Origin of the sequence: Moraxella sp. CTOTU46934 (assembly GCF_031979465.1) — a bacterium.
In the GTDB taxonomy this organism is placed as follows: Bacteria; Pseudomonadota; Gammaproteobacteria; order Pseudomonadales; family Moraxellaceae; genus Faucicola; species Faucicola tetraodonis.
The window spans coordinates 63291-90059 of sequence record NZ_DALZEG010000010.1 but is presented as its reverse complement, the minus strand read 5'-3'; the positions used below and the strand labels follow the sequence as shown (position 1 = coordinate 90059).

Genomic DNA, 26769 nt, shown 5'->3' with positions numbered 1-26769 from the left:
GTTTGAAAATCAAAACCAAGTTAAATCATTTCGCTTTGCGTTTAAAGTTACTCGTCTCCGCTAATCAGTCGGCTTTTGCCCAGCTTAAGGTTATTAGCGGTGCGTAACTTCAGTCAATAATAAAGTAAATCACTTTAATTGCTAAGTAGCATCAAGATTTTGCAGCCATGGTATCGCTTTATATTCAAACCGGATGATTAGTTGTCACCGTTCTGTCACGAATCAGTCAAGCCACTGTCACATATCCCCTCTAACATACTCAGCATAATTGTTTCTGCATTATTTCAATAAAATTTATTTCGTAGCCAACTGCTAACTGCTATCAGCAAGGAATTCACTCATGACTGAAATTAATCAATTAGACCAAACCATTAGCCGCCGTAATGTCATTCGTTTTTTGGCAGGGGTGCCTGCGTTGCCACTTGCCACAGGCTCTGTTGCCACCTTATTAACAGGTTGTGATAGTGATAGTGATACTAATACCACAGCAGGTATACTCAATAATACACAAAAAACCATTAAAGCGACTGAATTTGTCGGTATGGCTGCACCAAATTTATCAAATCCCGCCAATATGGCAACGGTGTATGTCGATTCAAAGCTAAAAGCAACCTTTGATGACAATACCACGACTGACTATAAGCTACAGTATCAACCTTTTTTTATAACAGGCGATAAATTAAAAGACTTAAAGGGTAATGACATCATTGCAGGCGGCTATTTTGATATCTATAACAAGCCCATCATGGATAGTTCAGTACTGGCATCTACGCGCCAGTTTTTCTCTGATTGTCCCGATGGTTCTTCATTATTGACAGTTAAAGGCGCGCGTGTTGCGGGTGTAACAGGTAATACCGTATTTGCGGTGGTGCAGTTTGAATATACAAGTAAAGACCAAGCAGGCAGCAATACTTACGGTACACTACCTTCACCCATTGCGGTAGTGACACTTGACCAAAACCCACAAACAGGCGAACTCAAAGTCGTCAAATACCACAATGTGGATATGTCAAAAGTGTATGGGTTATGGATTACTTGTGGTGCATCCCTCTCACCGTGGAATACGCATTTGTCATCAGAAGAGTATGAACCAGACGCTTTCATGGCTAAAAGCAGCGCCCAATTTAAAGCATTTAGCAAAAACTTATACGGTGATGAAACCAAAGCAAACCCATACCATTATGGTCATTTACCAGAAATCGTAGTCAATGCGGATGGGTCTGGTATTGCCAAAAAACATTTCAATCTAGGTCGTATCTCTCACGAACTGATTCAAGTGATGCCTGACCAACGTACTGCGTTGATGGGTGATGACTTTACTAACAGTGGTTTATTCATGTTTGTTGCCGATAAAGCAGCTGACCTATCTGCAGGTAACCTCTATGTTGCCAAAATCAGCCAAACGTCAGCCAAAGGCGGCCCTGCGGCTGCCAGTGATTTTAGCATCAAATGGATTCATCTTGGACATGCGACCAGTGCTGAAATCGAAGCCCTAGCCAATACGGTAGTACCAACCGATATCATGGATGTCAAATACACTGACCCGAATGATACCTCTTACAAAAAAATCGGCTATGACGGGGCAAATAACTGGGTAAAACTTGCGCCAAATAGCAAATTACCGGCAGACAAACTCACCCAAGCAGCTGCATTTTTAGAGACTCACCGCTACGCAGCACTGCAAGGTGCATCAATGGCGTTTACCAAAATGGAAGGCACCACGGTCAATATCAAAGATAAAATCGCCTACTCTGCCATGTCGCGCATTGAAAAATCCATGACCACGGACGAGTACGATGTCAAAGTGGCTCAGCTAAAATCAGGCGCAGTGTATGCCCATGAGCTTAAAGGCGGTCAGCTTGATAACAATGGTAAAGCGATTAACTCTGAGTGGGTCTCTACCCGTATGTATGTACCTGAAGGCTTAGCAGGGGAAGACATTGCCAAAGACGCGCTCGGTAACACGTCAAACATTGACAAAATCTCTTGCCCCGATAACCTAAAATTCTCTGAAAAAATGCGTACCTTATTTATCGGTGAAGACTCTGGTTACCACGTTAACAACTATCTTTGGGCATACAATGTTGATACCAAAAAATTAGCGCGTATCTTGTCAACACCAGCAGGGGCTGAGTCAACAGGTCTACACGCGGTTGATGAAGTCAATGGCTATACTTATATCATGTCAAACTTCCAACACCCAGGTGATATGACATTTGTCCCCGCCGTTGAGACAGCAGTTCGCCCGCTCATTAACCAAAACTTCAAAGATGGCTACAGTGCTGCGGTGGGTTATTTGGCGTTTAAAGCTTAATACCCTGCCAAGCGATGATATAAAAAACCCAGTCAATGACTGGGTTTTTTATTTTGCTTTGACAATGACAGCTAGTGAATTTGCGTTTCAATATGCGATTCAATAAACGCAATAAAATCCTCTGCGATATGCGTGCCGCATTGGTCGTCAATCTCACGCACGCAGGTGGGGCTAGTCACGTTAATCTCTGTCACTTTGCCACCAATCACATCAAGTCCGACAAAGTACAAGCCTTTTTGCAGTAGCACAGGCGCCACTTGCTCAGCAACTTGGCGCTCTTGCGCTGACAGTGGCATGGCGACCCCACGACCACCTGCAGCTAGATTACCACGCGTTTCGCCTTGGCTTGGGATACGCGCCAAGCAATAATCCACGGGCTTACCACCGACAATTAAAATGCGTTTATCGCCGTCCTTGATTTCAGGCAAGTATTTTTGCGCCATCACAGGCAAGCTTTCAAGCTGGGTTAGCATCTCAAGGGTTGAGCCGATATTAGGGCTATCGGCGGTCAGACGAAAAATACCCATTCCCCCCATGCCATCAAGCGGTTTGACGATGACATCTTGATGGGTTTTGATAAAATCACGGATATGGGTTTGTTTGTTGGTCACAATCGTCGGTGTCATCAGCTCAGGGAATTGCGTCGCAAACAGTTTTTCGTTACAGTCACGTACGCTTTCTGGGTTGTTGACCACCAATACACCTGCTCGCTGAGCGTATTCTAGCAAGTACAGGCTATACAAAAACTGCATGTCAAACGGGGGGTCTTTACGCATCAAGATGACGTCAAATGCGCTAGCAGGCTGCGTGGTTTTTTCACCCAGTTCATAAAAATGTGCAGGGTCTTTAAACGTTTTGAGCGATTGGCTATCAATTTGCAATGCGCCATTATCGAGCCACAAATCGTGAATTTGGCAATAATGCGCTGTGTGACCACGATCTGCAATCGCCCATAGCATCGCAAGCGTGGTGTCTTTTTTGTAGTTGATGGTGTGGATATCGTCCATGACGATCAGAAAATTCAGTGGTTTCATTTAGTGTCCTTGTTAGTATGCTTGTTCAATTTTTATCAATTATTCGTTTTGCTATTAAAACATCGATTCGACCGCATTGCCATTGTTATCGTAGCGCATACCGCTGGTCGGTTGTTCATTGGTAAACCAAAAATGGTATTCAGGATTTCCCGCTTGGCTGTAAACAATCGCTTCTTGGACCACACCCTGACGGAACAATACTTTTTGTTTGATACGGCTATCGGACAATCGATACGTCACCCAACCATGATATAAACCGTTAACCAAGTCGGTGCGAAGCTGGGTCACAAAGTTTGGGTAGTACACCACCAAAAATTCATCAAAGTAACCGTTCTTCACAAAGGTGGTAAATTGCTCGCCTTCTGGCATCACGCCATTATAAGGACCATCGGCAATGCCTTGAGGCGCAGCTTGCGGTGATTTTGGCGGCAAGATAAGGCTATTTAACGCATCATAAAACGGCTGTTGGTCAGTTGCCACATTGACAATCGCAGGCGGTTTGCTACCCTCCGCCATCAGTTCATTGATACTACTACAACCTGCAAGCCCAAATAATATTGCCAATAAGGTGAGTGCAGTGCCGACACGCAAAAGGTGTGCCGTTGTTAGTGTGGTGGGCAAGGCTTTTGTCAACATAGCCGTCCTCTTTAATGGTTAATTTAAAAACAATCTAGGGTTAGCGGGATTGGATGATAGCAACCGCTGATTAAACGCCATATTGCTCGCGGTAAGCTTGCATTTTGGCAAGTTCCTCCTGCGTGCCATTTTTGGCGACATACTCGGTAATGTCATCCATCGTGACCAAGGCAAGTACCGGTACATTGAGGCTTTGCGCCAATTCTTGAATGGCAGATTGTTCGCTTTGACCTTTTTCTTTACGATCCAGCGCAACGATAATCCCCGCGACTTTGGCCTCTGATTTTTCTAATAGCGCCACTACTTCACGCATCGCCGTACCCGCGGTCATCACATCATCAATCACCCAAACTGATTTGCCTTTGAGATCGGCGCCAACCAGCATACCGCCTTCACCGTGGTCTTTGGCTTCTTTACGGTTGTAGCCCCAATCGGCATTGATTTGGTGATTGTTCCACAGTGCTTGCGCGGTCGCCGCCACAAACGGAATACCCTTGTATGCTGCCCCAAAAATTACCAAATCCTTACTGTCGCTAGATTGTAGCTGCTTGGCAAGCGCATCAGCATACCCATTTGCCAACACCGACAATAGCTCACCTGTTGATAACAAACCTGCGTTAAAAAAATACGGGCTTATACGACCTGATTTTAGGGTAAATTCGCCAAATTTTAATACATTGTTTTTGAGTGCCACTTCAATAAAATGCTGGGGAATAAACTGCGGTGCGTGAGCGGTTTGGGTTTGAGCTGATTGGGTTTGAGCTGATTGGGTTTGAGATGCTTGGGCTTGAGATAATTGCGACATACGCGACTCCAAAAAAGAACAAGTTAAAAAATACCATTAGCCGCCTGTGATTGGGTTTTGCGAGCTAATGGTGATAGTACGTTTGCTGATGGCTGTTTGCTTACCCACTTGCCAATCCATGGCAAGCGCAGCGAGTGCAACATGCGTCGGCTCGATATATAAATCGTTATGCCGGGTCAAAAAATGCAATTGGGTGCGATGCGCCTCGATGTATTGATTGATAGCATCAGCCAAGTCTTGCAAGGTGATTTGGGGGTTGAGTGATTTGCGTGATTTGCACTGGCATAGCAAAAACACACAAAGCATAATATGGTACATTTGTCCCATCAGATACAGTTTGGTTTCGATATTAAGTAGCGCTTGGTTATAGGTGGCGTCAGACTGTGTGCTGGGGGCATCGTTGGCTTGATGTGCGCAGGAATTTTGCACTGTCTGCTGTGACAAGGATGTTGTAAGCATATCCATGATCGCTAAATGTGGGTATCGACCCATCACCTCTTTCATCAGTGAAACACTGCTGTCATTGACGAGCTGTGGCAACAAAGACAGCGGTAAATGCAATGACGGGTGTTTGCTTTGGCTGCTATTGGCGTGCTGTTGCTGCTGCTGGATAAAGTGCCGCATCTCAATGGTTTGCTCAGATAGTAACTGCTCTAACATCTCAGATTGATGACTTTGCGGACTTTTTTTAAGGGTTTTTGTTGTGTTGTCCTTCATTGGGTAGGGCTTGGCAACCTCTTTTACACTAGCGGTGAGGTTGTTGGTATCCGCCACTGGCAATGAAAGCGGTTTTTGCATATAGACGTCAAGGGTATGACGCGCCGGTATGACGCGCTTATCAATCGGGCGACAAGGATCGGGCAAAGCCAATCTTTCTGCCTCAGTCATCACATTGGGATGGCGTAGCTGGTCTCTGTCTTTAACCACTTGGCTTTTTGCGGCTTGGCGCTCGGTGTTGGAATAAGTCATGGCATACACGGCTATAAAATCACTGATAGGTAAATGCTGAAAAATTTTTGTTGAACCCCACCACCCATCACTATTCGCCTAAAGCCGACAAAATATGCTGATAGCCTGACTGCCAATCTGGGTAGTTGAGCCAAGTAGTTGGCAAGTTATTGATAATGCGTTTGCCCGTTGTTGGCTCCATACAGGGCAGCGATAAGTTCAAGCCCTGTGCAGTCGCCAAATAGTTTAGCACAGTATAGAGCGGGACTGGCGCGTTATCTGTCGCCAAGTAAACTGGCACGGTTTGACCCGCATTGATGACGGTGACAATGATGCTGACTAAATCTGTATCCATAATACGATTAGTCCATGTATTACTCGGATAATCGCTAACCTTATTTGGCGACTGCGCTGCGAACTGTTTTGCCATGGTCAGTAAACGCAGTCGTGACTGCCCATAAATCCCACTTGGACGAATGATAACGCTCTTATCTTCAAAATGCTGCTGCAACAACTGCTCAGTCTGTAAAATCACTTGAGAAGTGGCGCTCGCTGGCGCGAACACAGGGGTATCGATATCAATGATTTCGCCCGCGTTTTGTTTGTAAACGCCTGTCGAAGAAATAAATACCACACGTTTGAGGTTTGGCAGATGGTCACCCAATCGCACCACATGCTCGGCAATCGCATAATAACTGTCACGGTAGCCTTGTAGCGACAGGGTATCTGGACTGACAATGATACAGATTTGGCTAATTTGGCTGGTCCATTGACTTAGCTGCGCAATGGCTAACGAGCGCGCATCACTGGCAACAAAATGTAGATTTTGCTGATATAAATGGTCATTATCGGGCGGCAACTTGGCTGTCATGGGGTTACAGAAAGCCAAATCTGTCGGCGTGGAGCGGCTAACACCAATCACGCAGTGCCCCTGCGCCGCTAATTGCTTAGCAACTGGTAAACCAATTTTGCCCAGTCCAATCATTAAAATGGTTTGCATCATGCTATGACCTATCGAGAATGGCATTAAAAAAGCCGACTATTTTTAATCGATGTATTTTTAACCGATTTATTGTTGAAAACGCATCGATAAATCAATGGCTTTGATATGCTTCGTCAATGCGCCCATTGAGATAAAGTCCACCCCGGTTTCTGCCACTTGGCGTAGATTGGTAAGGCTAATATCACCTGAAGCTTCAAGCTGGCAAGGCTTACCAAGACTAGCAACCAGCTCGACCGCTTTTTGGGTATCTTCAATGGTAAAATTATCGAGCATCACGATATCAGCATTGGCAGCGATGGCTTGATGCAACTCATCAAAATTTTCTACTTCAACTTCCACTGGCTTATTGGCAATCTGACGCGCCTGACTGACTGCTTGGGCGATACCGCCACACGCCATGATGTGGTTTTCTTTTATCAAAAAGACATCGTATAGCCCGATACGATGATTATTGCCGCCGCCGCACAGCATGGCGTATTTTTGCGCATGGCGTAGCATTGGCAAGGTTTTACGCGTGTCTAACAATTTGGTCGGTAGTTCTGCGATGACCGCCACATGGTTGGCAACCACAGTGGCAGTGGATGATAAAGTCTGTAAAAAATTGAGCGCGGTACGTTCACCCGTCAGTAGCGCCCGGGTGTTACCGATGAGCGTCACCAAAATTTGATTGGCTGCCACAGCATCACCATCTTTGACTGCCCAATCAAGCTGCATGTTGGGGTCAAGCTGGCGAAATACTTCATCCACCCATGCCTTGCCCGCAACCACCATCGGTTCACGACAAATAATGGTTGCCGTATCGCGCTGTGTGTCAGGTATTAACTGGGCATTAATATCCCCAGTGGCGATGTCTTCTTGCAGCGCAAGTGCGACTTGTTTGGCGATTTCAATACGTAGTAGTGAGCTAATGTGCGGCGCGGTGGTCGAGGTGTCACTAATGGTTTGGCTAGCAGCAGGCATGCAAATAATCCCTTATTTTTGATGGGGTATTTTCGATGAAGTATGTTTGATTGTATTATCGCTTATTCTTTGGGGGCTTGGGTAGTAGTTTGTTGATATAAACGCAGGGCAATCAACGCCAAAGCCGCTACAATCGCGGCGAGCACACCCCACAGTGCCCATTTTTTGTAGCGTTCAAATGACGCGTTGGGATTGTTCAATGCCTCGATATTTTGCATTTGTCCTTCAACGGTATTGCCGAGGCTGGTTAGTTGTTGGTTGGAGAGAGTGATATTGGGTTGTTGTAATACACCTGGCTCGTTAATCACCAGTCGGTAAGGCGCTGTGCCTTGTGCTAAAAAGTACATCTCATACATGGGCGTTAACAGATCAACTGGTAAATCATCTTGCTGCATTTGACCGCCCAATTGCAGCGACTTGGTCAACGTGGGTTGCCAACTGACCGTGGTATGGTTTTTATCAATTTGTGAATTGGCTAGAGTTTTATCCTCACTTACATTAGCGGTCTTGTTGATTTTAGCCAATTGATTGGCTTCTTGCTCAGGTACGTTGATGCTCACTTGCCACAGCTGATTTTCGGGGACAAAAAAACTCACCCCTGTGGTCAACATGGGTTGAGCAAGGCTAAGCCGCCATTGGTTGGCGTTATCTTTGGTTTTTGAAAAATTGGCGCGGGTCAAGAAGAAACTTGCCTCACTCACCATGCGATTTAAGCTTGCTGCCTCAAGATTGATAGGCTGATTTGCCACCACTTGCCAATACCGATAATTGGTTTGCTGCGGCTCGATGGCAATAGCATTGCCTGTCGCTATCGGCTGATTGGTACCGTCAGCTTGCGGCGCTACCATTTGGCTATGTTGAGTAGCCTGGCTAGGTTGACCACGTTGGCTAGAGTCAAAAGGGCTGACCACCGTTTGGCTGACCATCTGCCAGCTTTGCAAGTCATCACTGCCATAAATTTGCAGTTGTAGTGGGCGCTTGCTGGGCTGGGCTGAATTCACGGGTAAAAATTTTAGCCAAAGATTGACTGCTTGCGCGGTTGATAAAGTAGATTGATTTTTGGCAAAGTTGGGATTGGTTAACCACCAAGTTCTGACTGGGCTATTGGTAACAGCGGCGACTGGGTTTGAAGGTAAATTACTAAGGTCAATGTTAATCGATTGTTGGTTGTCTGGGTTATCAAGCTGTACGGTCAACGCATGGCGTAATTTTTCCACCGCATTGGGGTTATCCGTCTCCACGCTCACTACTTGCAATACTTGATTGACGGATGATTGTTTACTGACCGGGCGAATCGCCATCGGCATAATATGACCTTTGGCATCAATCAAGCGGTAATTTTGTTTATCGCTAATAGTTGCCCCATTTTGCTGCATGATTAAAGCTAACAAACTGGGCGTTAACGACGAAAATTTTACCAGTTGGGCACTGTTAGGGTTGTCATCTAGGTTTTCGACCGGTAAATCAATATCGATTGCAAAGCTATTTTGCAATGCCTCAAAGCCATAGTTGATACTGTCAGTGTCATGCTCTTGCTCTGAATTGTCAACGATGGCGGGCGCTACCGTGGTCGTGTTGGTTTTTTGCGAAGCAACAGTGATGGATGCCGTTTGCGTGGGATTTTGGGCATCTGCTTGTGTGTAAATGATAGCTATCAACAATAGCGGCGAAAATAAGGTTGCCGATAAAATACAGGCGCGGTGTTTGGCTAATCTTACGTGACAGTGCTTATTGTTTTTCATTTTAGCTTCATTGTTACTTCATTTTAGCTGCATAGCTACTTGATAATTTATGTTGCTTTATAACTTAGCAAATTGCGAAGCACATTGACAAAACCCCGACCTACCAGATTAATCATCCCAAGAAGCAGCGTAGCGTGTGTTTGGGTATCAACATAAAGCCATCAGTTGCAGTTAATCTAAAAAAATTTAAAAAAACCATGGCCTCGCATTGTAAGCATCAGTAGACAGTAACAACATTAATTTTTTATGTTAGAAACGCGATAAGTGTTTTTCTAACTTATTGATAGTAATTAGATTTATACTTTAATTGCTGTTGCACTTTGCCCTATAAAGATATTAACAATACCCATTCAAAACTTCTATACCGTGCTACAAACCACTAACAAGAGAACCGATATTTTGGATAAATTCTAGCCAGATGTTACAATTTAAAGACAATTAGCCAGCAAGTCTTTGTGCATTTAGCTAAGCCCGCCTGCCGTAAATACGAAAAATAACCCACGTTACTCACGAGCTTTAGCAGGGGTCTACTTAGCTTTTTTTGGCTGCATTGGGTTTGCCTGAATTGAGTTTACCTGCCTTAGGTTTACTTGACTTAGGCGGTAAGGGTGCAAGATAACCAATGACGAGCATCAATAAGCCTGCCCCGATAAAAGACACCACACGTAATACCGCACTGGTATTCGACATATCAATCAATACCAACTTGGCAACCACAATGGTCAATAATGCGATACCGGCAAACCATACCAAGCGAATGGCTTTTTTGTTTGCCAAGAACATCAATACCATCGCAATGACGGTCCATAAGATAGTCAGCCCCGTCTGTACCATACTGACTGACCAAGCCCCATGTTCCCACGTCGGCGTGCCCCAAACGCTGGCAAACCCACGCACCAACATACTACTGACTGTCACAAATGCCCCTAGACCGCAAACCACCAAAACGATAGTACGATAGTTGCTATCAATTTTGAGTGCCACATAACATTGGTACAGTAAAATACTGATTAAGGTCAAATCCAGTGGATTGAGCAGCGGCAGATAAACGCCCAATAGCTGACCGTCTAACGAGAAATTGGCAGATAAACTCCAAATAAAGGTCATCGGTACCAAAATATAAGCACTGTGCTTAAGTAACCTATCAAGCTCTAACCAACCAAGCAAACGACCACCAAGCGCCTGCAATCTTGGCAACAACAACAAACTCATCAAACCAAGCACAGCCAACACGGTCGGTAAAATAGTGATAATGGCTCGAAGCTCTTGGGCATGCTGCCAATAGTTAAATGGCACTTGTTGCAGCATCCAAGTTAGCATGGCAATCAGTGTCAAAAACCAAACGAGCGCGTCAACGCTTGTATCGGGTCGGTCGCGGTGCCAGCGACTAAGCAGCCACGCGCCTAGCAATTTTGCGATGGCTAAACAGCCAAGCATGGCGAGCAAATAACGCCCCAACCCGCTAAATGCTTTGATGTGATAATCGTTTAGGTCTACAACCGTCTCGACCTTAACGTGGGTGAGACAGACTAGCACCCAGCTTATCATCGCAAACGGTAAAATCAAGCGGCTCACCTTACGCATACTGCGCCAAACAAAACGCTGATGTATCAGTTGTCCCACAATTAAAAATACCGCCATAGCCACGGCAAGTTTGATAGTGGTGGTTTTGCCACCGTTGTTCCAAAAGGGGTCAGCGGATAAAATCGCCGACAGATACAGCACAAACCCAACAACCACAAGCGCGGTTGCAACAAAGCTGTGACTGGCATTATCAGCAATTTGTTGAAACCTTTTATGCGTCGTTTTGACTGCCGCAGGTTTAGGTTTAGGCTGAGGTTGAGGCTGGGCTTTAGCTTGGAGTGTGGCTGCCGTTTGGGATGTGGCTGCCGCGATATTGACCCTGTGCTGACGCAAAATAAAAGCAGACAGCAGCACACACGCTGTCAATACGGTCAGTGGCAAGGTGGATGAAGCCGCCACTATAGACATTTGGTGCGGGACAGATAATTGATCCAGTAGCCCATACCAATGCCGCATGAGGGTATCAAAGCCCACCAATAACAGGATACTAAAGCCTTGCAATGCCAACCCAAAATATACCGTCCAGCGTCTTTGGGTACGCGCACCGAGCCACACCAATGCAGCACCCTGCACTGCCCAACCGATACTAATCCATTTGGCTGATAGCGCCAGTGGTATCACCAGAGCCGAGAACCCACAGCCGAGCGCAAGGCTGGCTTCAATCAGTAGCTCAAAGCTGTTATCAAATTGGTTGTTGGCTTGTGGGTCGCCTGCGATGCTACGACGATGATGTTTGAGCAGCCACAGTCCTAAATTCAAATAAATAGCCGATAACGCACTGCTCGCAAAGGCCAGATGATAAGGCAAATCATTGAGCAAGCTTGCCATCAGCCCAAACCCTAGTAACGCTGTACCAAACAACAAGCCTGAATCTATCGATAGAATCGGGCGTTTGGCTAACCCCCTGTTCATTTGCAGTAGCGTTTGGTTATAGCTCACGACCTGCTGAGAGTATCTAACTGCAATAAACAAATACAGCGCCATGTGCCCAACCAATAACCCCAGCAGTTGCCAGCGTAATGACAGCCAGCCTGCACCTCCACTGTTGCCACTAAATGCACGAAATCCCCACACATAAGCAAGCCCAAAGGTCACTGCTAGGCTGAGCGCATTGAGCAATTTCCAAGTGCGATAATGGGCAATCACCGCAACCGCTATATTGAGTAATAAATAATAACTAAATAACATCACCACACTACCGTCAGGTCGGCTGACCAGTATCGGCGCAAAAAACGCCCCACCGAATGCCAAGACCGCAAGCGGCAGCGCATTTTGCCACACCGAAAACATCACTGTTAACCCTGCCAGTAATGCAAGCACGCCGAAGGTTAAGGTTGATGGTAGTAGTCCATACAATTTAAAACTCGCAAACACCGTCAAATAAATCACCGCAAAGCCGACGCCTTGCAAAGTCAACCCATAACTGCGTTTTTTGGCAGTAGTGCGATAGCCGACTGCCGTTATCACCAAGCCACCTAACGCTACCAGCGCCATGCGCACGGGCATCGATACCTCAATATATTGGCTGGCAAGTTTGAGTAATAGCACCACGCCCACTAGCAACACCAGTGCCCCGACACGCACCACCAAGTTCTCCCCAAAAAACCATTGGGTGGCACTTGCCCAAAGCGATGTCACAATATTGGTAGCACTTTCATCATCTTTTAAAGAAGGAGATGATGGCTGTGATACGCTAGGTTTATGCGGTGGGGCTGCGTCATTCACTGACGGCGGCGTTGCCGTTGGCGGAGCTGAACTAGTCGAAGCGTCAAGCGTATTCGCCATTGGCAAAGAGTTTAATGTTGGGAGTGGCACTGGAAGGGGCGCTGAGACTGGAGCTTGACTGATGGACTGAGTGATAGGGTCAGTAATAGGTTTAGTGACAGGCTGATTTTGGCGAATATCGCTTGCCGATTGCTGGGTAGATGATGGCTTTGCCTCGCTGCTTAGGATATACACAGTTGCCATGACATCAGCGAGTTGTTTTTGCAGGTTGTCGAGCTTGGATTCAAGTCGGGTAATTGCTTTTTGTTGGACAAAAATTTTATAAAGCGCTCCCACCACTGCCAGTATCAACGCCGCTATAATCGTATCCATCAGATGTCCTACCCTTGTTGTCAGCTTAGCGATAGCATACCATTTTTTTTCCAAATTGCTTTTTTTTAACTGTGTCTTTCGGTTAAGGTGAAGATAAGACCAATTTTATGCTAAATTAGCCACAGCATTGAGTAGCGTTTTACCAACTATTTTAAACACCATTTGGATGATTGGGCGGGGTATAGTTATGTCGGGATTTAGCATTGAGCAGGGTTTGTTAAGCCCATGCGAGTTTGTGGCGTCACCCAATTTTGGTGAGCGACCCGACCCTAACGATATTCACCTGATTGTGATTCATAACATCAGCTTGCCGCCCAGTGAATTTGGTCTAAAAGATGACCAAGGCGAGCATTTTGTTCGTGCATTTTTTCAAAATCAGTTAGACCCCAAAGCCCATCCGTATTTTGCAACCATCTATCAGCAGCAGGTCTCCGCGCATTTGTTTATTGAGCGTGATGGCAGCATCACGCAGTTTGTGAGCTTTGATGAGCGGGCTTGGCATGCTGGCAAATCTAGTTATTTGGGCGTGCCAAACTGCAATGACTATTCGATTGGGATTGAGCTGGAGGGTGATGATTATAGCGAGTTTGATGATAGGCAATACCAAGCGTTAAGTGGCGTGATTGCCGCGATTTATCAAGCTTATCCCAAAACCATTAATCATCTAGCCGGTCATAGCGATATCGCGCGCGGTCGCAAGTCCGACCCGGGGCTGTATTTTGATTGGGTGAAACTAAGAAAAATGGTCAATAGAAACATGGTCAATAAAAGTTAAATCAGCCATTAGATGATTTTCCAAAATTTATCGTATGGCAATTTTGTAGGATAACGATTTTGTAAGATAACAATTTTGCAAAGTAACAGCGCCCAAATCAAACTACGAAATCCCATCACCACACCCACTTCTCGGCAAAACTTGCAGCGATTGTTTCATGTCAAAACTTATCAAATCCACCGCTATTGTTAGTTTTTTTACCTTATTTTCACGTATCTTGGGCATGATTCGCGACATGGTATTGATGAGCGTATTTGGCACAGGTGGCATGATGGATGCGTTTTTGGTAGCCTTCAAATTGCCCAATTTTTTGCGGCGGCTGTTCGCTGAAGGCGCTTTTGCCCAAGCTTTTGTCCCTGTACTATCCGATTATCAACACCAAGCCCAACATAACGACACGACCGATAGCAAAAAAGCCTTGCTCGGCATTCAAATTCTTATCAGTCGGGTGGCAGGTACGTTATTGTTGATTTTATCAGGCTTAACCGCCGTGATAGTCATCTTCGCGCCCGCCGTGATTGCTGTGTTTGCGGTCGGTTATCTGCATGAGCCTAGCAAATTTGCAACGGCTGTTGAGCTGCTTCGTATCACTTTTCCTTATTTGTTATTTATCGCCATGACCGCGTTCGCTAGTAGTATTTTGCAAAGCGTGGGGCGGTTTGCCTTGCCTGCCTTTGCACCGGTGCTTTTGAATGTGTGTATGATTGTGGGCGCGATTTGGGTAGCACCGCTGCTTGCCAAGCCAATTTTGGCGGTCGGTTATGCCGTTGCGGTGGCAGGTTTGCTGCAGCTATTGATTCAATTACCGCAATTGCACAGCCATCAGCTGCTCGTGATGCCAAAGGTTAGCTTTCGTCACCCCGGCGTGCGACGGATTTTAAAACTCATGCTCCCTGCGCTGTTTGGGGTATCGGTCACCCAAATCAATATGCTGGTCAACACGGTACTGGCTTCAACCATGATTGATGGTTCGGTCTCTTGGCTATATACCGCAGAGCGAATGAGTGAGCTGCCGCTAGGGCTGATTGGGGTGGCGATTGGTACGGTGATTTTGCCCATTCTATCCAAAAGTATCGCAAGCGATGACCATCAACAATTTAGACACACCCTAGATTGGGCGACGCGGCTGACGGTGTTGGTCGGCGTGCCTGCATCCATCGCGCTTGGCATGATTAGTAATGTGCTTATGATATCCCTGTTTGAACATGGGGAATTTGTACGGCAAGATGCCATGATGAGTGGGCTTGCGCTACAGTGCTTATCGGGTGGGATTTTGGCATTTATGCTCATTAAAATATTTGCCCCGGCTTTTTTTGCCCGTCATGACAGTCGCATCCCTGTCAAAGTCGGTGTGATTAGCGTGATTGCCAATGTCGTACTAAGCCTAATACTGGCTGGGTTATTTAAAAAGTGGCAAATCGCACCCCACGCCGGGCTAGGGCTTGCCAATACACTGGCGTCTTTTATCAATGCGGCGCTGTTATATTTTTATTTACATACCCAAGGTATTTATCGATTTGGTGCGGCTTGGCGACGATTAGCGGTTATCTTTGCCATCGCAAATGGCGCAATGGGATTGGCACTTGCCGCTGGTATTCATTTTTTTCCCGTTACCGCGCATCAAGGTATTCGTATTGTTGCGCTATTAGCGCTGTGTGTGTTGGGCGCTGTGGTGTATGGCGCAGCGCTACTAATCGCTGGCTTTAGGCTATCAGAACTAAAACCGCATCATAGCATTCAATAAACAATAGAAAATAGACGACGGGCAAAAAAAACGGCTAAATAAAATTTATCTAGCCGCTTTTTTAATTGATTTTTGTGACTGATTTTTGCAAGTGAGATTTTTTAACCTATTCATCTATTAAGGCGCCAAGACATTAGCGCTTTATCGAATTTTGGCAGTCTTTATTATCACAAATTCCATATAGTACCAGCGAGTGCCCTGCTAGGGTAAAGCCAAAGTCTTTGGCGACTTTTTCTTGCAGCGCTTCGATTTCTTCATTGTGAAATTCAATGATTTTGCCGCATTGGTCACATACCAAGTGGTCATGGTGCTCATCTTTGGCGATTTCAAACACTGACAAGTTGTTTTCAAAATTGTGACGCTCGACAATTCCCGCTTGTTCAAACTGGGTTAGCACACGGTAAACAGTCGCAAGCCCCACGTCTTCGCCGTGCTCCATCAAGGCTTTATACACATCTTCTGCGCTCATATGATGGGATTCGGCTTTTTCTAGCAATTCTAAAATTTTCAAACGCGGTAACGTGACTTTCAAACCGGCACGACGCAAATCTTGGTTGGTAAAAGACGACATAAAAATCCTCGCACCTATCAGGTGTCGCTTATAAACTAAAAATTATAACTATAATAACAAATTCGATAAAATCCCACAGTAAAAAAACGTGACATCACTGGCAAAAGCGCCCGTTGAAAGATAACGGGCGAATGCAGGCTAGAGACAAAGTACGCCAACCACTAGAGCGCCAAATACCAAACCGAAGCGGCGTTTTACACCCAAACATTAACTGTATGTAAAATAATTTAAATTTTAGGGTCAATAGGTAGGCAAAAAAACCCAAATCACGTATGATAAGTCGTAAATTTAATCGTTCACCATCTCAAAGCGGTTTGACAAATGACATCTATCACAACACTATCAAAAAAACTGGCAGTCCTGCCTTTGGTTGCCGTAATTAGCAGCGTCACCGTATTACCAGGTTGCTCATGGTTTAGCGTGTACAAAATCGATATCCCACAAGGCAAGCCGATTCATGAAGACAAATTAAGCCAAGTGCAAGTGGGTATGAATGCCAATCAAGTGCTCTATATACTAGGTAGCCCAACCTTTAGAGACACCCTAAATCCGGTACGTTGGGATTACCTGTATGATTTTACGCCAGGTACTAACGCCAAACGCGCCAACAAGCCGGCGATTCATAACGCCCAACAATACGCCAAAATTTATTTTGACCAAAATGGTATTGTCACCAGCATTGAACGCCCAGCGGTGACTCAGTAAGTTTTTCTGACTAAAAAAGCCAATCATTGCCGTGATGCTGTGATTGGCTTTTTTTGTGCGCTACACAATAATACCGGCTCACACCCTCATCGGTTGGATTTTTTGGACAGTAATTTGCGTTTGTTTTGCGGGTCGATGGTCAAAGGACGATAGATTTCGATTCTATCGCCTGTGTTGATAGGGCTTTGCCAGTCTAGTTTATGGGAAAAAACACCGACACTATAGCTAAAAATCTGCGGATACTGCTGTTGCCAACCTGTGGCATTGACTGCATCAATCACGCGGCTATTATCGGCAAGTTGCAGGGTTAACCGCAACTGTGTTTGGCTATCGGGCGCAAAGGCTATATCAACAGTAATCATTTTGCCAGTCCTAGCACCCACCCCACCATCGCCAAAATCACCGCCAATGGCACAATAATACGCACCGCAATGCGCCAAAGGTTATATAAGCCTTCTGAGCTAAAATTCAATGATTTGCGCAAATGGCTAATTTTCATTTGCCAGCCCGCAAATACGGCTAGCCATACCGCCGTGACTAAACTTATTACAATAATCAGCTGATTGAGCCAAGCAGTTGGTAGCATGGCTAGCGCAAGACTAAGCACTGCCAATACCACCAATGCCAAAAAGTTAAATTGCTGTTGTTGCAAGCGTAGTGACACTTGATGGGTCAAGATATGCAGTAAATACGCCGCCCCTGCCAGCATCGCCAATGCATTCAACACTGCCGCCATCGCGCTGTTTGGCGATAAAGTCATGGCAATCAGCGCACCCGCTAATAACTGAAAACTCCACACCGGTAATACATAGCGACTCGCGGATTCGCGTGCTTGATCTGTCGCCGTGTTGCTCATCGTGAGCATTTGGTGGGTGCGCGCATGCCAGTATAGCCCCGTACCTGCGCCAACACAGACCAGCGCCAACACTACCGCGCCCGCCCACTCCGTCAAGGAGGTGGCTGTCATCTGCCACGCGACAAACCCACCTTGCATGACATTGACAACCAACGCGGCAACGGCAAAGCCGACCGCCAACCAACCTGCCAAATGCTTGATAAAACTCAAACCAATCACTATCAGCACCATGATGGCTAACAAGGCAGGCAGAGCAATATTGCTCACCAGCGGATGGATAATCTCGCCACTACTTGCCAGTAAATGCCCCACAACCGCCATCAGCAGCACAATCGTCAGCCAACCAAACCCGCGCCAGACCGTTGACACGTCAGCTTCACGGGTCAGTATGGGCAGACCGACCAGCGGTGACGTACCACTACGATGCGCCAAACCAATCTCTGCAAACACCAATGGTAACCCGACCAAGGTCATCGCCACTAGCCACAACAACCAAAAATCAATCTGCCCAATGTAGTCACGGCTAAACCAAGTAAAAACCAGCAGCGGTAGCAAACTTGCTATCAACATCGGCTGTAAACGATTAAATGGCATGGTGTTGGATTCCTTTGTAGCGGTGGGTTGTCGTCATAAAATTATTTGAGTCGCTTCGCTAAAGTGACTTAAAAAAATGACTTAAAAAAAATGACTTTGAAAAAACTGACTGTAAAATTCAACAGTGCAAAACTAAATCGCCGCTATTTTAGCAAACCCACACCGTATGCAAAACCCACCAACGCAAAATCCACACAAACTTATCAAAAATAGCTGTCAAAATAAAAAACCCTGCGTATCACAGGGCTTTCTTTATGGCTGCGCATTATTGCTTAACATCAAAAAGCGCAGTTACACGTGCGGTAAAATCGCAGGCATTAAATCATGAAAGGTACGACCTGACGCGGTTTCACCAATGGCATGCATTTTCCACTCACCGTTATGACGATAAATTTTTGCCAAAATCAGCGCTGTATGACTGCCTTGGGCTGACAAATCATAACGGGCAACTTCACTATTATTGCTGGCATTCACCAAACGACAAAACGCATTATTGACCGTGGCAAAAGTTTGACCCGTAAAGCTATTGACAGTAAAAACCAAGGCTTGCACATGGTCAGGGATACGAGATAAATTAACATTAATCACTTCGTCATCGCCATCGCCAGCACCGGTGCGGTTATCGCCTGTGTGTTGTATGCTACTGTCTTTTGACTGCAATTGTCCAAACCAAATCGCATCTACCATTTGTTTGTTGGCATCAAGCATGATACACGACGCATCCAAGTCAATGCTGCCGCTACCGCCACCACCACCGCCAAACAAGCCACCCAAAAAACCACCTGATTTTTGCGGCGCAGCACTGACATCCCAACCCAGACCCATTTTGATTTGGCTAAGTGCGCCACCTGCTTCTTTTTCTAACGAGATTTTTTGACCTTTCGATAAATTCACTGCCATGTTGGTATCCTTATTTTATTTTTTTACTATTCTATCTACGTTTTAAGCGGTGGATAACGGCTTGGCACAAACTGACTATAACAAACCACCTAAAATACCTTCATTGCCACCGCGTCCGCCTGAGTTTGACCCCAGTAAACTTTGAATCCAGCCTTGATAAGTATCACGGTTACGCGAGCAAATCACTACTTTGCCTTGACCTGAGAACTTTAGCACCATGCCTTCGCCGCTCGTGACTGAATTGATGATATTGCCCAAAAAGCCTTTTTTCTGGCTGGTCGCCATTGACAGGCTATATTGCAGTCGGCTATCCCAGCATACCACGTGACCATTATCAATAATCACATCTTTATCAGGCGTGACATCAATCTCAAACAAAGAACCAAACCCAGATACCACGAGCTGACCTTGGCCTTGCGTTTGCATGACCATAAAGCCACCGGTATCCCCAAATACAGCGCCGCCTAAATTGCGCTGGATATTGGCACGCAAATCAACGCCATTGGTCGCTGCCACAAAGGCACCGTCACTGAGCGTATACTGATTGGCACCGACGTCTAAAATTTGCATATCACCATCAAGTGTGGGCGCAAGTAAGCAGTCACCCTCACCATTGACCGCTTCAATTTGCTGTTGAAAAATCGACTCGTCATTGGCAAATCGGCGCATCAAAGCTTGCATGATGCCGCCACGCATCTGACCTTTAAGCTCAAGATTTGACTCCATCATGACCATGGCATTGGATTCGCAATAAATCGAATCGCCTTTTTTGAGATTACAATGCAAAAATGGCTCAATCGTCCCAATCATACTAAACGTCGCTGCCATAGGTTAATGTATCCTTATAAAATAACTGGCAAAAATGATAATAAAAGTAGCTAAGTTTGAAAAAGTCCTTAGGCTGAAAAAAGCGCTCAGGCTGAAAAAAAGGGGCAAGCCGATGCCACCCCATTGTTAAAAAAATGTTAAAAAATTTTAGCCAAAAAACTAAACAGCAACGCCATGTGACTGAGCCAATGGTCCTAAACCACCAGCAAAACCTTGTCCAACCGCGCGGAATTTCCACTCGCCATTGTTCTTATAAAGCTCACCAAAAATCATTGCTGTCTCGGTGCTGCTGTCTTCTGACAAATCATAACGAGCCACTTCAGCGCCGCCTTGGGTATTCACGATGCGAATATAAGCGTTTGCTACTTGACCAAAGTTTTGGTTACGCGCTTGACCATCATAAATCACCGCACAAAATACTACTTTGCTCACATCGGCTGGGACTTTAGTTAAATCCACTTTGATGACTTCATCATCGCCATCGCCTTCACCAGTGCGGTTATCACCCGTATGCTCTACTGAGCCATCGGATGATTTTAGGTTGTTAAAGAAAATAAAATCTGCATCTGCCCGTACTTTACCCGATTCATTGACCAAAAACGCGACCGCGTCTAAGTCAAAGGCTTGCCCGTCAGTGGCACGTGGGTTCCAGCCAAGACCAACGGCCATGTTGGTTAAATTCGGTGCTTCCTTTGATAAATTAACATTACCACCTTTGGTTAAGCTAATTGCCATTGTTTTATCCTTTGTAATAAATTTTTGAAATCAAATAAGAAAATCGATGTCTGTTGGTATGCGCTGCGCCTTTGATTCTCACACTACAAGAACCAGACCAAAAGCGCGCCCAGACTAAAATCGCCCAAAATAAAAGGCTCAGACACCGTAAAAAATCGCCTAAAAAAACAAAACGTGAGCCGAAACCCACGTTTTAACTATACCTTTGGTGATAGAATTTGTCCACCATTCGGCTACATTAAGCTGTTATATTTATGTGTCAAAAGCTTAAGGGATATTAAGCTCAAGTCAGCATCCTACATACCGCTACGGTTACGCATGAGCCCCAGTCTTTTTAGCATCTTTTAGTGTTTAGCCAAGGCTGCTTGGCGCTTACGGTAGCTGATAGAGTTAATCACTGCCCATACGATAAAGGCAATCCCAATCAAACCCGTCACGATTTCTGGCACTTCGATATGCACAGTTGCCAATAGCATGATGACCGCCAACGCGCCAATCGCATAATGCGCACCATGCTCTAGATAAACAAACTCATCGAGCGTGCCTTTTTCTACCAAGAAAATGGTCATGGAGCGCACAAACATCGCACCAATGGCAAGGCCTAGCATGATGATAATCACGTCATTGGTAATGGCAAACGCGCCAATCACCCCATCAAAACTAAACGATGCATCGAGTACTTCAAGGTATAAAAAGCCTGCGATACCGCCTTTGGCAATCGCGCCCGCTACTTCTTTGCCCTCAATCACATCGGGGGTTGATTCATCATCATCACTCGCCCCTTCTAAAAGGCTTGATAACACATTGGTGGCTAGATAAATCAAAATACCAAATACCCCTGCGGTTAACACCACCGATTTTTTGGCGTCTTCCACCCAATATAAGGCGGTCATTAATAGTGCCAAGGCGACAAACACGCTCATGGCATCGACCTTGCCAAAACGCGCAAGCTTACGCTCTAGCCATTCAAACCACATCACTTCTTTTTCATCAAAGATGAAGTTTAAAAAGACGAGCAACAAGAACATCCCACCAAATGCGGCAATCTCTGCATGATGCTCCATCAGTTTGGCAGAGTATTCCTTGGGGTTGTTAAGCGCCATATTGATGACATCCATCATGCCCATATCGGCAGTCACTGCGACGATGACAATCGGGAATACCAGACGCATACCAAATACCGCGATGAGGATACCCACAGTTAAGAAAATCATTTTCCAAAACTTATCCCAGGTTTTGAGTACCGAGGCGTTAACCACGGCATTGTCAAACGACAGCGAGATTTCCATCACTGCCAGAATAAAGGTGATAAATAACGCCGAGAGCATGGCACTGACACCGCCATGCGAAAAACCCCACCACGCTGCAATTGCCAATGCAATTGTGGTAAAGACAATATCGAAATAAAAATGTCTCATAACAATCCTACAAATTGAAAAAATTAACGGCTAATAGAGTCATCTAACGCATAAGATGATTGGATGTGACTATCTTACACAACTATTTGCTCAATCATACTACAAATGTGTTACCAAGCAATTGATTGCACGCTTAAACCACGCATTATGGCAAATATTCGCCAACTTGATGCATTTATGGGTACAATAGCTACTTTTAATTTTTTAAACCAAGCGCTAACTGCAAAATATTGCGATTAGCCTGTGTTTAAACCCTGTCTGGAAGCGTCGCGGTATGTTAGAAAACTTTATCACCCTTGTTCTGATTCTTACCCCATTGGTGGTCGGGTTTTTACTGCCATTACCGCAAAGATTTATGCCGCTGGTAGACAAGCTACTGACCAACTTGGTGTTTGTGATTTTAACCTTTATTGGTCTTTCGTTGTCGCATATTCCTGACTTAGGCGCGCAAATTGGGTTTATTGGTACCAATGTGGCGGTATTGGCGATTTGTACCCTAGGTGCAGGTTTTATCAGTTTGCTGATATTTGACAGGCTGCATCCTTGGCAACGTGCCCTCCCCCATGAGTATAGCCAAGCAGGTTTTAGCATCACCGGAAGCCTCGTTCAGTTGTGCTGTGTGGTGTTGGGTTTTGTACTGGGCAAATTATTGCCAATAACGGATTTGCCGATTGATGGCATCATCAAGGGCTTGTTGATTTTACTGATTTTATTGGTGGGTTTTCAGTTGTCGCATTCGGGGATGACGTTACGGCAGGTATTGGTCAATAAACGCGGCGTACAAGCCTGTGTAATTTTTTGTCTGAGTGTGGCTGTCGGTGGTTTACTGTACGCATTGATAATGCCTGATGTGACATTCACCCAAGGGTTAGCGCTATCTTCTGGCTATGGCTGGTATTCGTTGTCGGGGATTGTCATGACTGATGCCTATGGCGCAGTTTGGGGAAGTGTGGCATTGCTCAATGATTTATTGCGTGAGTTTATGGCGCTACTGTTTATCCCTATGCTGATTGGCAAATACCCAACCACCGCGGTGGGGTTGGGCGGGGTGACCACCATGGATTTTACCTTGCCTATTATCCAAAACTCAGGGGGTAATGAAGTAGTTCCGCTTGCCATGAGCTTTGGATTTTTGGTCAATATCATCTCACCGGTGTTGATGGTGGTATTTTCAAGTTTTGGCTAATAGCACAACCCCCAACCCTTATTAAATCAATACGCGCAAAACTCAACTTGTTGGTCGCCATACGGGCTGCGTACGGTCACATAATGCAGGCCTTTCATGATAGATAAGTTCAGTAAAAAAATTTGTTTGTTTTTTCACTCACCATAAAAAACCCCGCTCATGTCATCACACGATCGGGGTCTTCGTATTCACTAATACGATTATTTTCGCTAGTAGGATTATTGGGCTAACGCAGGATAATCGGTATAGCCTTCTTGATCGCCACCATAAAAAGTGGCTGAGTTCGCTTTATTAAGCGGCGCATTTTGCTCAAAACGCTCAACCAAATCTGGATTTGCGATATAACTGCGACCAAATGCGACGGCATCAATTAAGCCATCACCAATCAGCGCGTCTGCTTTTTCTGCGGTATAGCCACCAGCACCGATAAGCACGCCGTGATAAGCATCACGAATTTGGTGACGGAATTCTGCGGTAAAGGGTTTTCCACCTGCCCAGTCTGGCTCAGAAATATGTAAATAGGCTAGGTTAAAGCTATCAATCAGCTTGATGATTGCTAACGCATCGTCTTCGCTACCGGCATCTACACCATTGAATTGACCCAATGGCGAGATACGGATACCCACTTTGTCACTGCCAATCGCGCTAGTGACTGCGGTTAAAATTTCTGTCAAAAAGCGCATACGGTTCTCTAAGCTACCACCGTATTCATCGCTGCGTTGGTTGACGCTCTCATATAAGAATTGATGAATCAAATACCCGTGTGCACCGTGGATTTCAATCGCGTCCATGCCTGCTTCAATCGCATTACGCGCAGCGCTGGCAAAATCATCGACGGTTTGTTTGATTTCTGCGGTGGTCATCTCACGCGCTGGCGTGGCAGTCACACGGTATACTTTGCCTTCGTCATCTTTTAACGAGGTGCGTACCGCATCACCCAAATCCACGGTTGATGCTGATACAGGCGGCTGACCTTGTGGGCGCAGGCTATAATGCGATACTACCCCTGTGTGCCATAGCTGCATCGCGATATGACCGCCTGCTTGGTGTACGCTATCAGCAATCATTTTCCAGCCTGCAATTTGTGCGTCACTAAAAACACCGGGCGCACCTGCGTAACCTTTGGCATCGGCTGAGATATCAGTGGCTTCTGTGATAATCAAACCACTGCTAGCGCGCTGGGTATAATAGGTTGCCATGAGTGGCGTTGGCAAGCCACCAATCCCTTTCGTTCCATCTGGCAAATCAGCACTACGCAGACGGGTCAATGGCGCCATAAAGACGCGGTTGGGCAAGCGCATCGCGCCCACGTTAATCGGTGATAAAAGAGCGGAGTAAGACATACATTCCTCGTGATTGTTAATTCATCTTTCGTTGAGTTATTGGACGCTGCTAGTTTCAAGTCATAACAAACTTGATAAAAAAATTGCTGCAGCATCCTTGTTTATAAGGATTTTAGACTTATATACGTTGCTAGCAAACTTCATCACAGCGTAATTTTCACAGGTTCATCTGCTGTTAGAAGCTTGAGCAAAGACTAGGTTTTAGCAAGCATCTGTTTTTAAAAAGCATCTGTTTTAAAAATCATTTGTTTTTAAAAAGCTTTTGCGAGTTTTAGACAAATTATTGCAATTGCTTTCACTATTTTATTCTATGATAGCGCTGTGTTTGAGCGTAACGCTTACTTAATAAGTGCCATGGGGCATTTTTACAAGTGGCAATGTATTAACAATAACAATTTTTTAAGGATCGGCATGAATAATTTCCAATATTACAACCCTGTGCGTATCGTATTTGGCGAAGGTCAAATCAAAGAACTCGCCAATCTTGTCCCTGATAATGCCCGTGTACTTATCACCTATGGCGGTAGCTCTGCCAAAAAAACCGGCACACTCGATGAGGTCAAAACCGCGCTACAAGGCAAACAGCGTGAAATCTTTGAATTTGGCGGTATTGAGCCAAATCCAGAATTTAATACCTTGATGAAAGCCGTCGATATGGTACATGCCAACAACATTGACTTTTTGCTCGCTGTCGGTGGTGGCTCAGTACTTGATGGCACCAAATTTGTTGCATTGACTGCCACCTTAGATGACGACAAAGACCATGAAAAAGCGTGGGAAGCATTAAAAGGATATACCCGTGATATTCAAAATGCGCTACCGCTCGGTACTGTATTAACTATCCCTGCAACAGGCTCAGAGATGAATTCAGGCGGGGTTATCAACCATAGCGAGCGTCATGCCAAATTGCCCTTTGGTAACCCGCTGGTATTCCCGCAGTTTTCCATTCTTGACCCTGCCAAAACCCTAACGCTACCTGAGCGTCAAGTGATGAATGGCGTTGCCGATGCGTTTGTGCATGTGATGGAGCAGTATCTGACTTACCCAGTGAACGCCAAAGTCCAAGATAGTTTCTCTGAAAGCCTGCTCAAAATCTTGATTGAAGAAGGCCGTGCCGTCAAAGCCAACCCTAATGACATGGAAACGCGTAAAAACATCATGTGGACAGCGACAATGGCACTCAATGGTCTCATTGGCACGGGCGTACCACAAGACTGGACCACCCATATGATTGGACATGAATTAACCTCCCTACACGGGATTGACCACGCCCGCACCTTGACCATTGTGTTGCCTGGGGTGATGCGTGAGCTCAAAGATAGCAAAAAAGACAAGCTGCTACAGTATGCCAAAAACGTTTGGCATATCACTGAAGGCAACTCTAATCTAAGCGATGAGGATAAAATCGAGCAAGCGATTGTTAACACCGAAAACTTTTTCCGTGAGCTTGGCTTACCGGTGAGATTGTCAGATGCCGACCTTGACGCGTCTGCAATCGCGCCAATTTTGAGCCAATTAGAAGAACATAATATGGTCAAACTCGGTGAACATCGTAGCAATGATTTGGCAGTGTCTGAGCGGATTTTGCGCGCAGCTATTTAATCATCTAATCCTATAAAAAAAGACTTAGCCAATCGCTAGGTCTTTTTTTATGCCAACAGTTAAAAACCATTGGGATGAGCTAATTCATCATGCCCATCTTTATCAATTACTTTTGGCAGTGGCAACGCCATACCGACACTACTAGGCGTCTCTTGAATCACCACAGGCGGCGGCTGGTAACGGCTAATGACTTCATTGCCCTGCTCATCCTCGCCGAGCACATACTGGTAGCCTTTGCGATTAAAGCGTTTAACTAGCCTTTGATACCACCCGGCAAAACCTGTCGTGGGTTCGTTGGGGTTATGATAAAACGCATTCATCACCGCAGGTAGCCCAAGACCACATACCACGCCCGACATCAATACCACGATTAAAATTTCCCATAGGCG

General features: G+C 45.6%; 22 protein-coding genes and 1 pseudogene. 6 read left to right on the top strand and 17 right to left on the bottom strand.

Annotated elements, in window-relative coordinates; genetic code table 11:
• Positions 1-340: 340 nt before the first annotated feature.
• Positions 341-2314 (top strand): PhoX family protein, encoded by a 1974-nt coding sequence (locus tag RTN07_RS08805; RefSeq protein ID WP_076775135.1) that lies wholly within the window; start codon positions 341-343, stop codon positions 2312-2314.
• Positions 2315-2385: 71 nt separating this feature from the next.
• Here RTN07_RS08805 and gshB read toward each other — a convergent pair whose 3' ends face one another.
• The 8 genes from gshB to RTN07_RS08765 form a co-directional block, all read right to left on the bottom strand.
• The gene (gene gshB, locus RTN07_RS08800; protein ID WP_076775133.1) at positions 2386-3348 is read right to left on the bottom strand and encodes a glutathione synthase; all 963 of its coding nucleotides are present in this window, start codon (positions 3346-3348) and stop codon (positions 2386-2388) included.
• Positions 3349-3402: 54 nt separating this feature from the next.
• The gene (locus RTN07_RS08795; RefSeq protein WP_076775131.1) at positions 3403-3984 is read right to left on the bottom strand and encodes a toxin-antitoxin system YwqK family antitoxin; all 582 of its coding nucleotides are present in this window, start codon (positions 3982-3984) and stop codon (positions 3403-3405) included.
• A 70-nt stretch (positions 3985-4054) separates the two neighbouring features.
• Positions 4055-4789 carry an orotate phosphoribosyltransferase gene (gene pyrE, locus RTN07_RS08790; protein ID WP_312177487.1) on the bottom strand — a complete coding sequence of 245 codons (735 nt, stop codon included), beginning with the start codon at positions 4787-4789 and terminating at the stop codon, positions 4055-4057.
• Between the two features lie 36 nt (positions 4790-4825).
• Complete coding sequence (locus RTN07_RS08785) at positions 4826-5758, bottom strand: hypothetical protein (protein WP_312177484.1); 933 nt, start codon at positions 5756-5758, stop codon at positions 4826-4828.
• 70 nt (positions 5759-5828) lie between these two features.
• Entirely contained in the window at positions 5829-6740 is a 912-nt protein-coding gene (locus tag RTN07_RS08780; RefSeq protein ID WP_312177481.1) for an NAD-dependent epimerase/dehydratase family protein, read from the bottom strand.
• Between the two features lie 66 nt (positions 6741-6806).
• Positions 6807-7700 (bottom strand): carboxylating nicotinate-nucleotide diphosphorylase, encoded by an 894-nt coding sequence (gene nadC, locus RTN07_RS08775; protein ID WP_312177478.1) that lies wholly within the window; start codon positions 7698-7700, stop codon positions 6807-6809.
• 62 nt (positions 7701-7762) lie between these two features.
• Positions 7763-9442 (bottom strand): DUF3999 family protein, encoded by a 1680-nt coding sequence (locus RTN07_RS08770; RefSeq protein WP_065253727.1) that lies wholly within the window; start codon positions 9440-9442, stop codon positions 7763-7765.
• Positions 9443-9973: 531 nt separating this feature from the next.
• A complete protein-coding gene (locus RTN07_RS08765; RefSeq protein WP_312177475.1) occupies positions 9974-13123 on the bottom strand; it encodes a DUF2339 domain-containing protein in 3150 nt (1049 codons plus the stop codon).
• 187 nt (positions 13124-13310) lie between these two features.
• Here RTN07_RS08765 and ampD point away from each other — a divergent pair, with 187 nt between their 5' ends.
• Together ampD and murJ are read left to right on the top strand one after the other, a co-directional pair.
• Positions 13311-13898 (top strand): 1,6-anhydro-N-acetylmuramyl-L-alanine amidase AmpD, encoded by a 588-nt coding sequence (gene ampD, locus RTN07_RS08760; protein WP_312177473.1) that lies wholly within the window; start codon positions 13311-13313, stop codon positions 13896-13898.
• Positions 13899-14055: 157 nt separating this feature from the next.
• Positions 14056-15642, top strand: a complete 1587-nt coding sequence (gene murJ / locus RTN07_RS08755) for a murein biosynthesis integral membrane protein MurJ (RefSeq protein WP_312177470.1) — start codon at positions 14056-14058, stop codon at positions 15640-15642.
• A gap of 133 nt (positions 15643-15775) precedes the next feature.
• On the opposite strand, the gene fur is transcribed toward murJ, so the two are convergent.
• Positions 15776-16213, bottom strand: coding sequence for a ferric iron uptake transcriptional regulator (fur, locus tag RTN07_RS08750; RefSeq protein WP_050325439.1), 438 nt, complete (start codon positions 16211-16213; stop codon positions 15776-15778).
• Between the two features lie 321 nt (positions 16214-16534).
• Between fur and RTN07_RS08745 the strand changes: the two genes are divergently transcribed.
• Complete coding sequence (locus RTN07_RS08745; protein ID WP_175405691.1) at positions 16535-16918, top strand: outer membrane protein assembly factor BamE; 384 nt, start codon at positions 16535-16537, stop codon at positions 16916-16918.
• 86 nt (positions 16919-17004) lie between these two features.
• Here RTN07_RS08745 and RTN07_RS08740 read toward each other — a convergent pair whose 3' ends face one another.
• The 6 genes from RTN07_RS08740 to RTN07_RS08715 form a co-directional block, all read right to left on the bottom strand.
• Positions 17005-17280, bottom strand: a complete 276-nt coding sequence (locus RTN07_RS08740; RefSeq protein WP_138018724.1) for an RnfH family protein — start codon at positions 17278-17280, stop codon at positions 17005-17007.
• On the bottom strand, positions 17277-18368 hold the full coding sequence (locus RTN07_RS08735; protein WP_312177463.1) for a hypothetical protein: 1092 nt from the start codon (positions 18366-18368) through the stop codon (positions 17277-17279). Before RTN07_RS08735 ends, RTN07_RS08740 begins: the two co-directional genes overlap by 4 nt.
• Before the next feature lie 291 nt (positions 18369-18659).
• Positions 18660-19268, bottom strand: a complete 609-nt coding sequence (locus RTN07_RS08730) for a TerD family protein (protein ID WP_312177460.1) — start codon at positions 19266-19268, stop codon at positions 18660-18662.
• 75 nt (positions 19269-19343) lie between these two features.
• Complete coding sequence (locus RTN07_RS08725) at positions 19344-20096, bottom strand: TIGR00266 family protein (protein WP_060995590.1); 753 nt, start codon at positions 20094-20096, stop codon at positions 19344-19346.
• Positions 20097-20255: 159 nt separating this feature from the next.
• A complete protein-coding gene (locus RTN07_RS08720) occupies positions 20256-20831 on the bottom strand; it encodes a TerD family protein (protein WP_312177456.1) in 576 nt (191 codons plus the stop codon).
• A 344-nt stretch (positions 20832-21175) separates the two neighbouring features.
• Positions 21176-22249 (bottom strand): DUF475 domain-containing protein, encoded by a 1074-nt coding sequence (locus tag RTN07_RS08715; protein WP_312177454.1) that lies wholly within the window; start codon positions 22247-22249, stop codon positions 21176-21178.
• Positions 22250-22523: 274 nt separating this feature from the next.
• On the opposite strand from RTN07_RS08715, the gene RTN07_RS08710 reads away from it, so the two are divergent.
• Positions 22524-23435, top strand: coding sequence for a LysO family transporter (locus RTN07_RS08710; RefSeq protein ID WP_312177451.1), 912 nt, complete (start codon positions 22524-22526; stop codon positions 23433-23435).
• A 218-nt stretch (positions 23436-23653) separates the two neighbouring features.
• Here RTN07_RS08710 and nemA read toward each other — a convergent pair whose 3' ends face one another.
• Positions 23654-24778 carry an N-ethylmaleimide reductase gene (gene nemA, locus RTN07_RS08705; protein WP_312177448.1) on the bottom strand — a complete coding sequence of 375 codons (1125 nt, stop codon included), beginning with the start codon at positions 24776-24778 and terminating at the stop codon, positions 23654-23656.
• A 411-nt stretch (positions 24779-25189) separates the two neighbouring features.
• On the opposite strand from nemA, the gene RTN07_RS08700 reads away from it, so the two are divergent.
• Positions 25190-26380 (top strand): iron-containing alcohol dehydrogenase, encoded by a 1191-nt coding sequence (locus tag RTN07_RS08700; RefSeq protein ID WP_159675837.1) that lies wholly within the window; start codon positions 25190-25192, stop codon positions 26378-26380.
• A 59-nt stretch (positions 26381-26439) separates the two neighbouring features.
• On the opposite strand, the pseudogene RTN07_RS08695 reads toward RTN07_RS08700, so the two are convergent.
• Positions 26440-26751: pseudogene (locus RTN07_RS08695) on the bottom strand (cation:proton antiporter); the annotation flags it as partial.
• Between the last annotated feature and the right edge of the window lie 18 nt (positions 26752-26769).

What these genes read in the sequence shown, in the direction of transcription:
- RTN07_RS08805 (WP_076775135.1), top strand. Translation starts at nt 341, where the DNA reads ATGACTGAAATTAATCAATTAGACCAAACCATTAGCCGCCGTAATGTC.
- gshB (WP_076775133.1), bottom strand. Translation starts at nt 3,348, where the DNA reads ATGAAACCACTGAATTTTCTGATCGTCATGGACGATATCCACACCATC.
- RTN07_RS08795 (WP_076775131.1), bottom strand. Translation starts at nt 3,984, where the DNA reads ATGTTGACAAAAGCCTTGCCCACCACACTAACAACGGCACACCTTTTG.
- pyrE (WP_312177487.1), bottom strand. Translation starts at nt 4,789, where the DNA reads ATGTCGCAATTATCTCAAGCCCAAGCATCTCAAACCCAATCAGCTCAA.
- RTN07_RS08785 (WP_312177484.1), bottom strand. Translation starts at nt 5,758, where the DNA reads ATGACTTATTCCAACACCGAGCGCCAAGCCGCAAAAAGCCAAGTGGTT.
- RTN07_RS08780 (WP_312177481.1), bottom strand. Translation starts at nt 6,740, where the DNA reads ATGATGCAAACCATTTTAATGATTGGACTGGGCAAAATTGGTTTACCA.
- nadC (WP_312177478.1), bottom strand. Translation starts at nt 7,700, where the DNA reads ATGCCTGCTGCTAGCCAAACCATTAGTGACACCTCGACCACCGCGCCG.
- RTN07_RS08770 (WP_065253727.1), bottom strand. Translation starts at nt 9,442, where the DNA reads ATGAAAAACAATAAGCACTGTCACGTAAGATTAGCCAAACACCGCGCC.
- RTN07_RS08765 (WP_312177475.1), bottom strand. Translation starts at nt 13,123, where the DNA reads ATGGATACGATTATAGCGGCGTTGATACTGGCAGTGGTGGGAGCGCTT.
- ampD (WP_312177473.1), top strand. Translation starts at nt 13,311, where the DNA reads ATGTCGGGATTTAGCATTGAGCAGGGTTTGTTAAGCCCATGCGAGTTT.
- murJ (WP_312177470.1), top strand. Translation starts at nt 14,056, where the DNA reads ATGTCAAAACTTATCAAATCCACCGCTATTGTTAGTTTTTTTACCTTA.
- fur (WP_050325439.1), bottom strand. Translation starts at nt 16,213, where the DNA reads ATGTCGTCTTTTACCAACCAAGATTTGCGTCGTGCCGGTTTGAAAGTC.
- RTN07_RS08745 (WP_175405691.1), top strand. Translation starts at nt 16,535, where the DNA reads ATGACATCTATCACAACACTATCAAAAAAACTGGCAGTCCTGCCTTTG.
- RTN07_RS08740 (WP_138018724.1), bottom strand. Translation starts at nt 17,280, where the DNA reads ATGATTACTGTTGATATAGCCTTTGCGCCCGATAGCCAAACACAGTTG.
- RTN07_RS08735 (WP_312177463.1), bottom strand. Translation starts at nt 18,368, where the DNA reads ATGCCATTTAATCGTTTACAGCCGATGTTGATAGCAAGTTTGCTACCG.
- RTN07_RS08730 (WP_312177460.1), bottom strand. Translation starts at nt 19,268, where the DNA reads ATGGCAGTGAATTTATCGAAAGGTCAAAAAATCTCGTTAGAAAAAGAA.
- RTN07_RS08725 (WP_060995590.1), bottom strand. Translation starts at nt 20,096, where the DNA reads ATGGCAGCGACGTTTAGTATGATTGGGACGATTGAGCCATTTTTGCAT.
- RTN07_RS08720 (WP_312177456.1), bottom strand. Translation starts at nt 20,831, where the DNA reads ATGGCAATTAGCTTAACCAAAGGTGGTAATGTTAATTTATCAAAGGAA.
- RTN07_RS08715 (WP_312177454.1), bottom strand. Translation starts at nt 22,249, where the DNA reads ATGAGACATTTTTATTTCGATATTGTCTTTACCACAATTGCATTGGCA.
- RTN07_RS08710 (WP_312177451.1), top strand. Translation starts at nt 22,524, where the DNA reads ATGTTAGAAAACTTTATCACCCTTGTTCTGATTCTTACCCCATTGGTG.
- nemA (WP_312177448.1), bottom strand. Translation starts at nt 24,778, where the DNA reads ATGTCTTACTCCGCTCTTTTATCACCGATTAACGTGGGCGCGATGCGC.
- RTN07_RS08700 (WP_159675837.1), top strand. Translation starts at nt 25,190, where the DNA reads ATGAATAATTTCCAATATTACAACCCTGTGCGTATCGTATTTGGCGAA.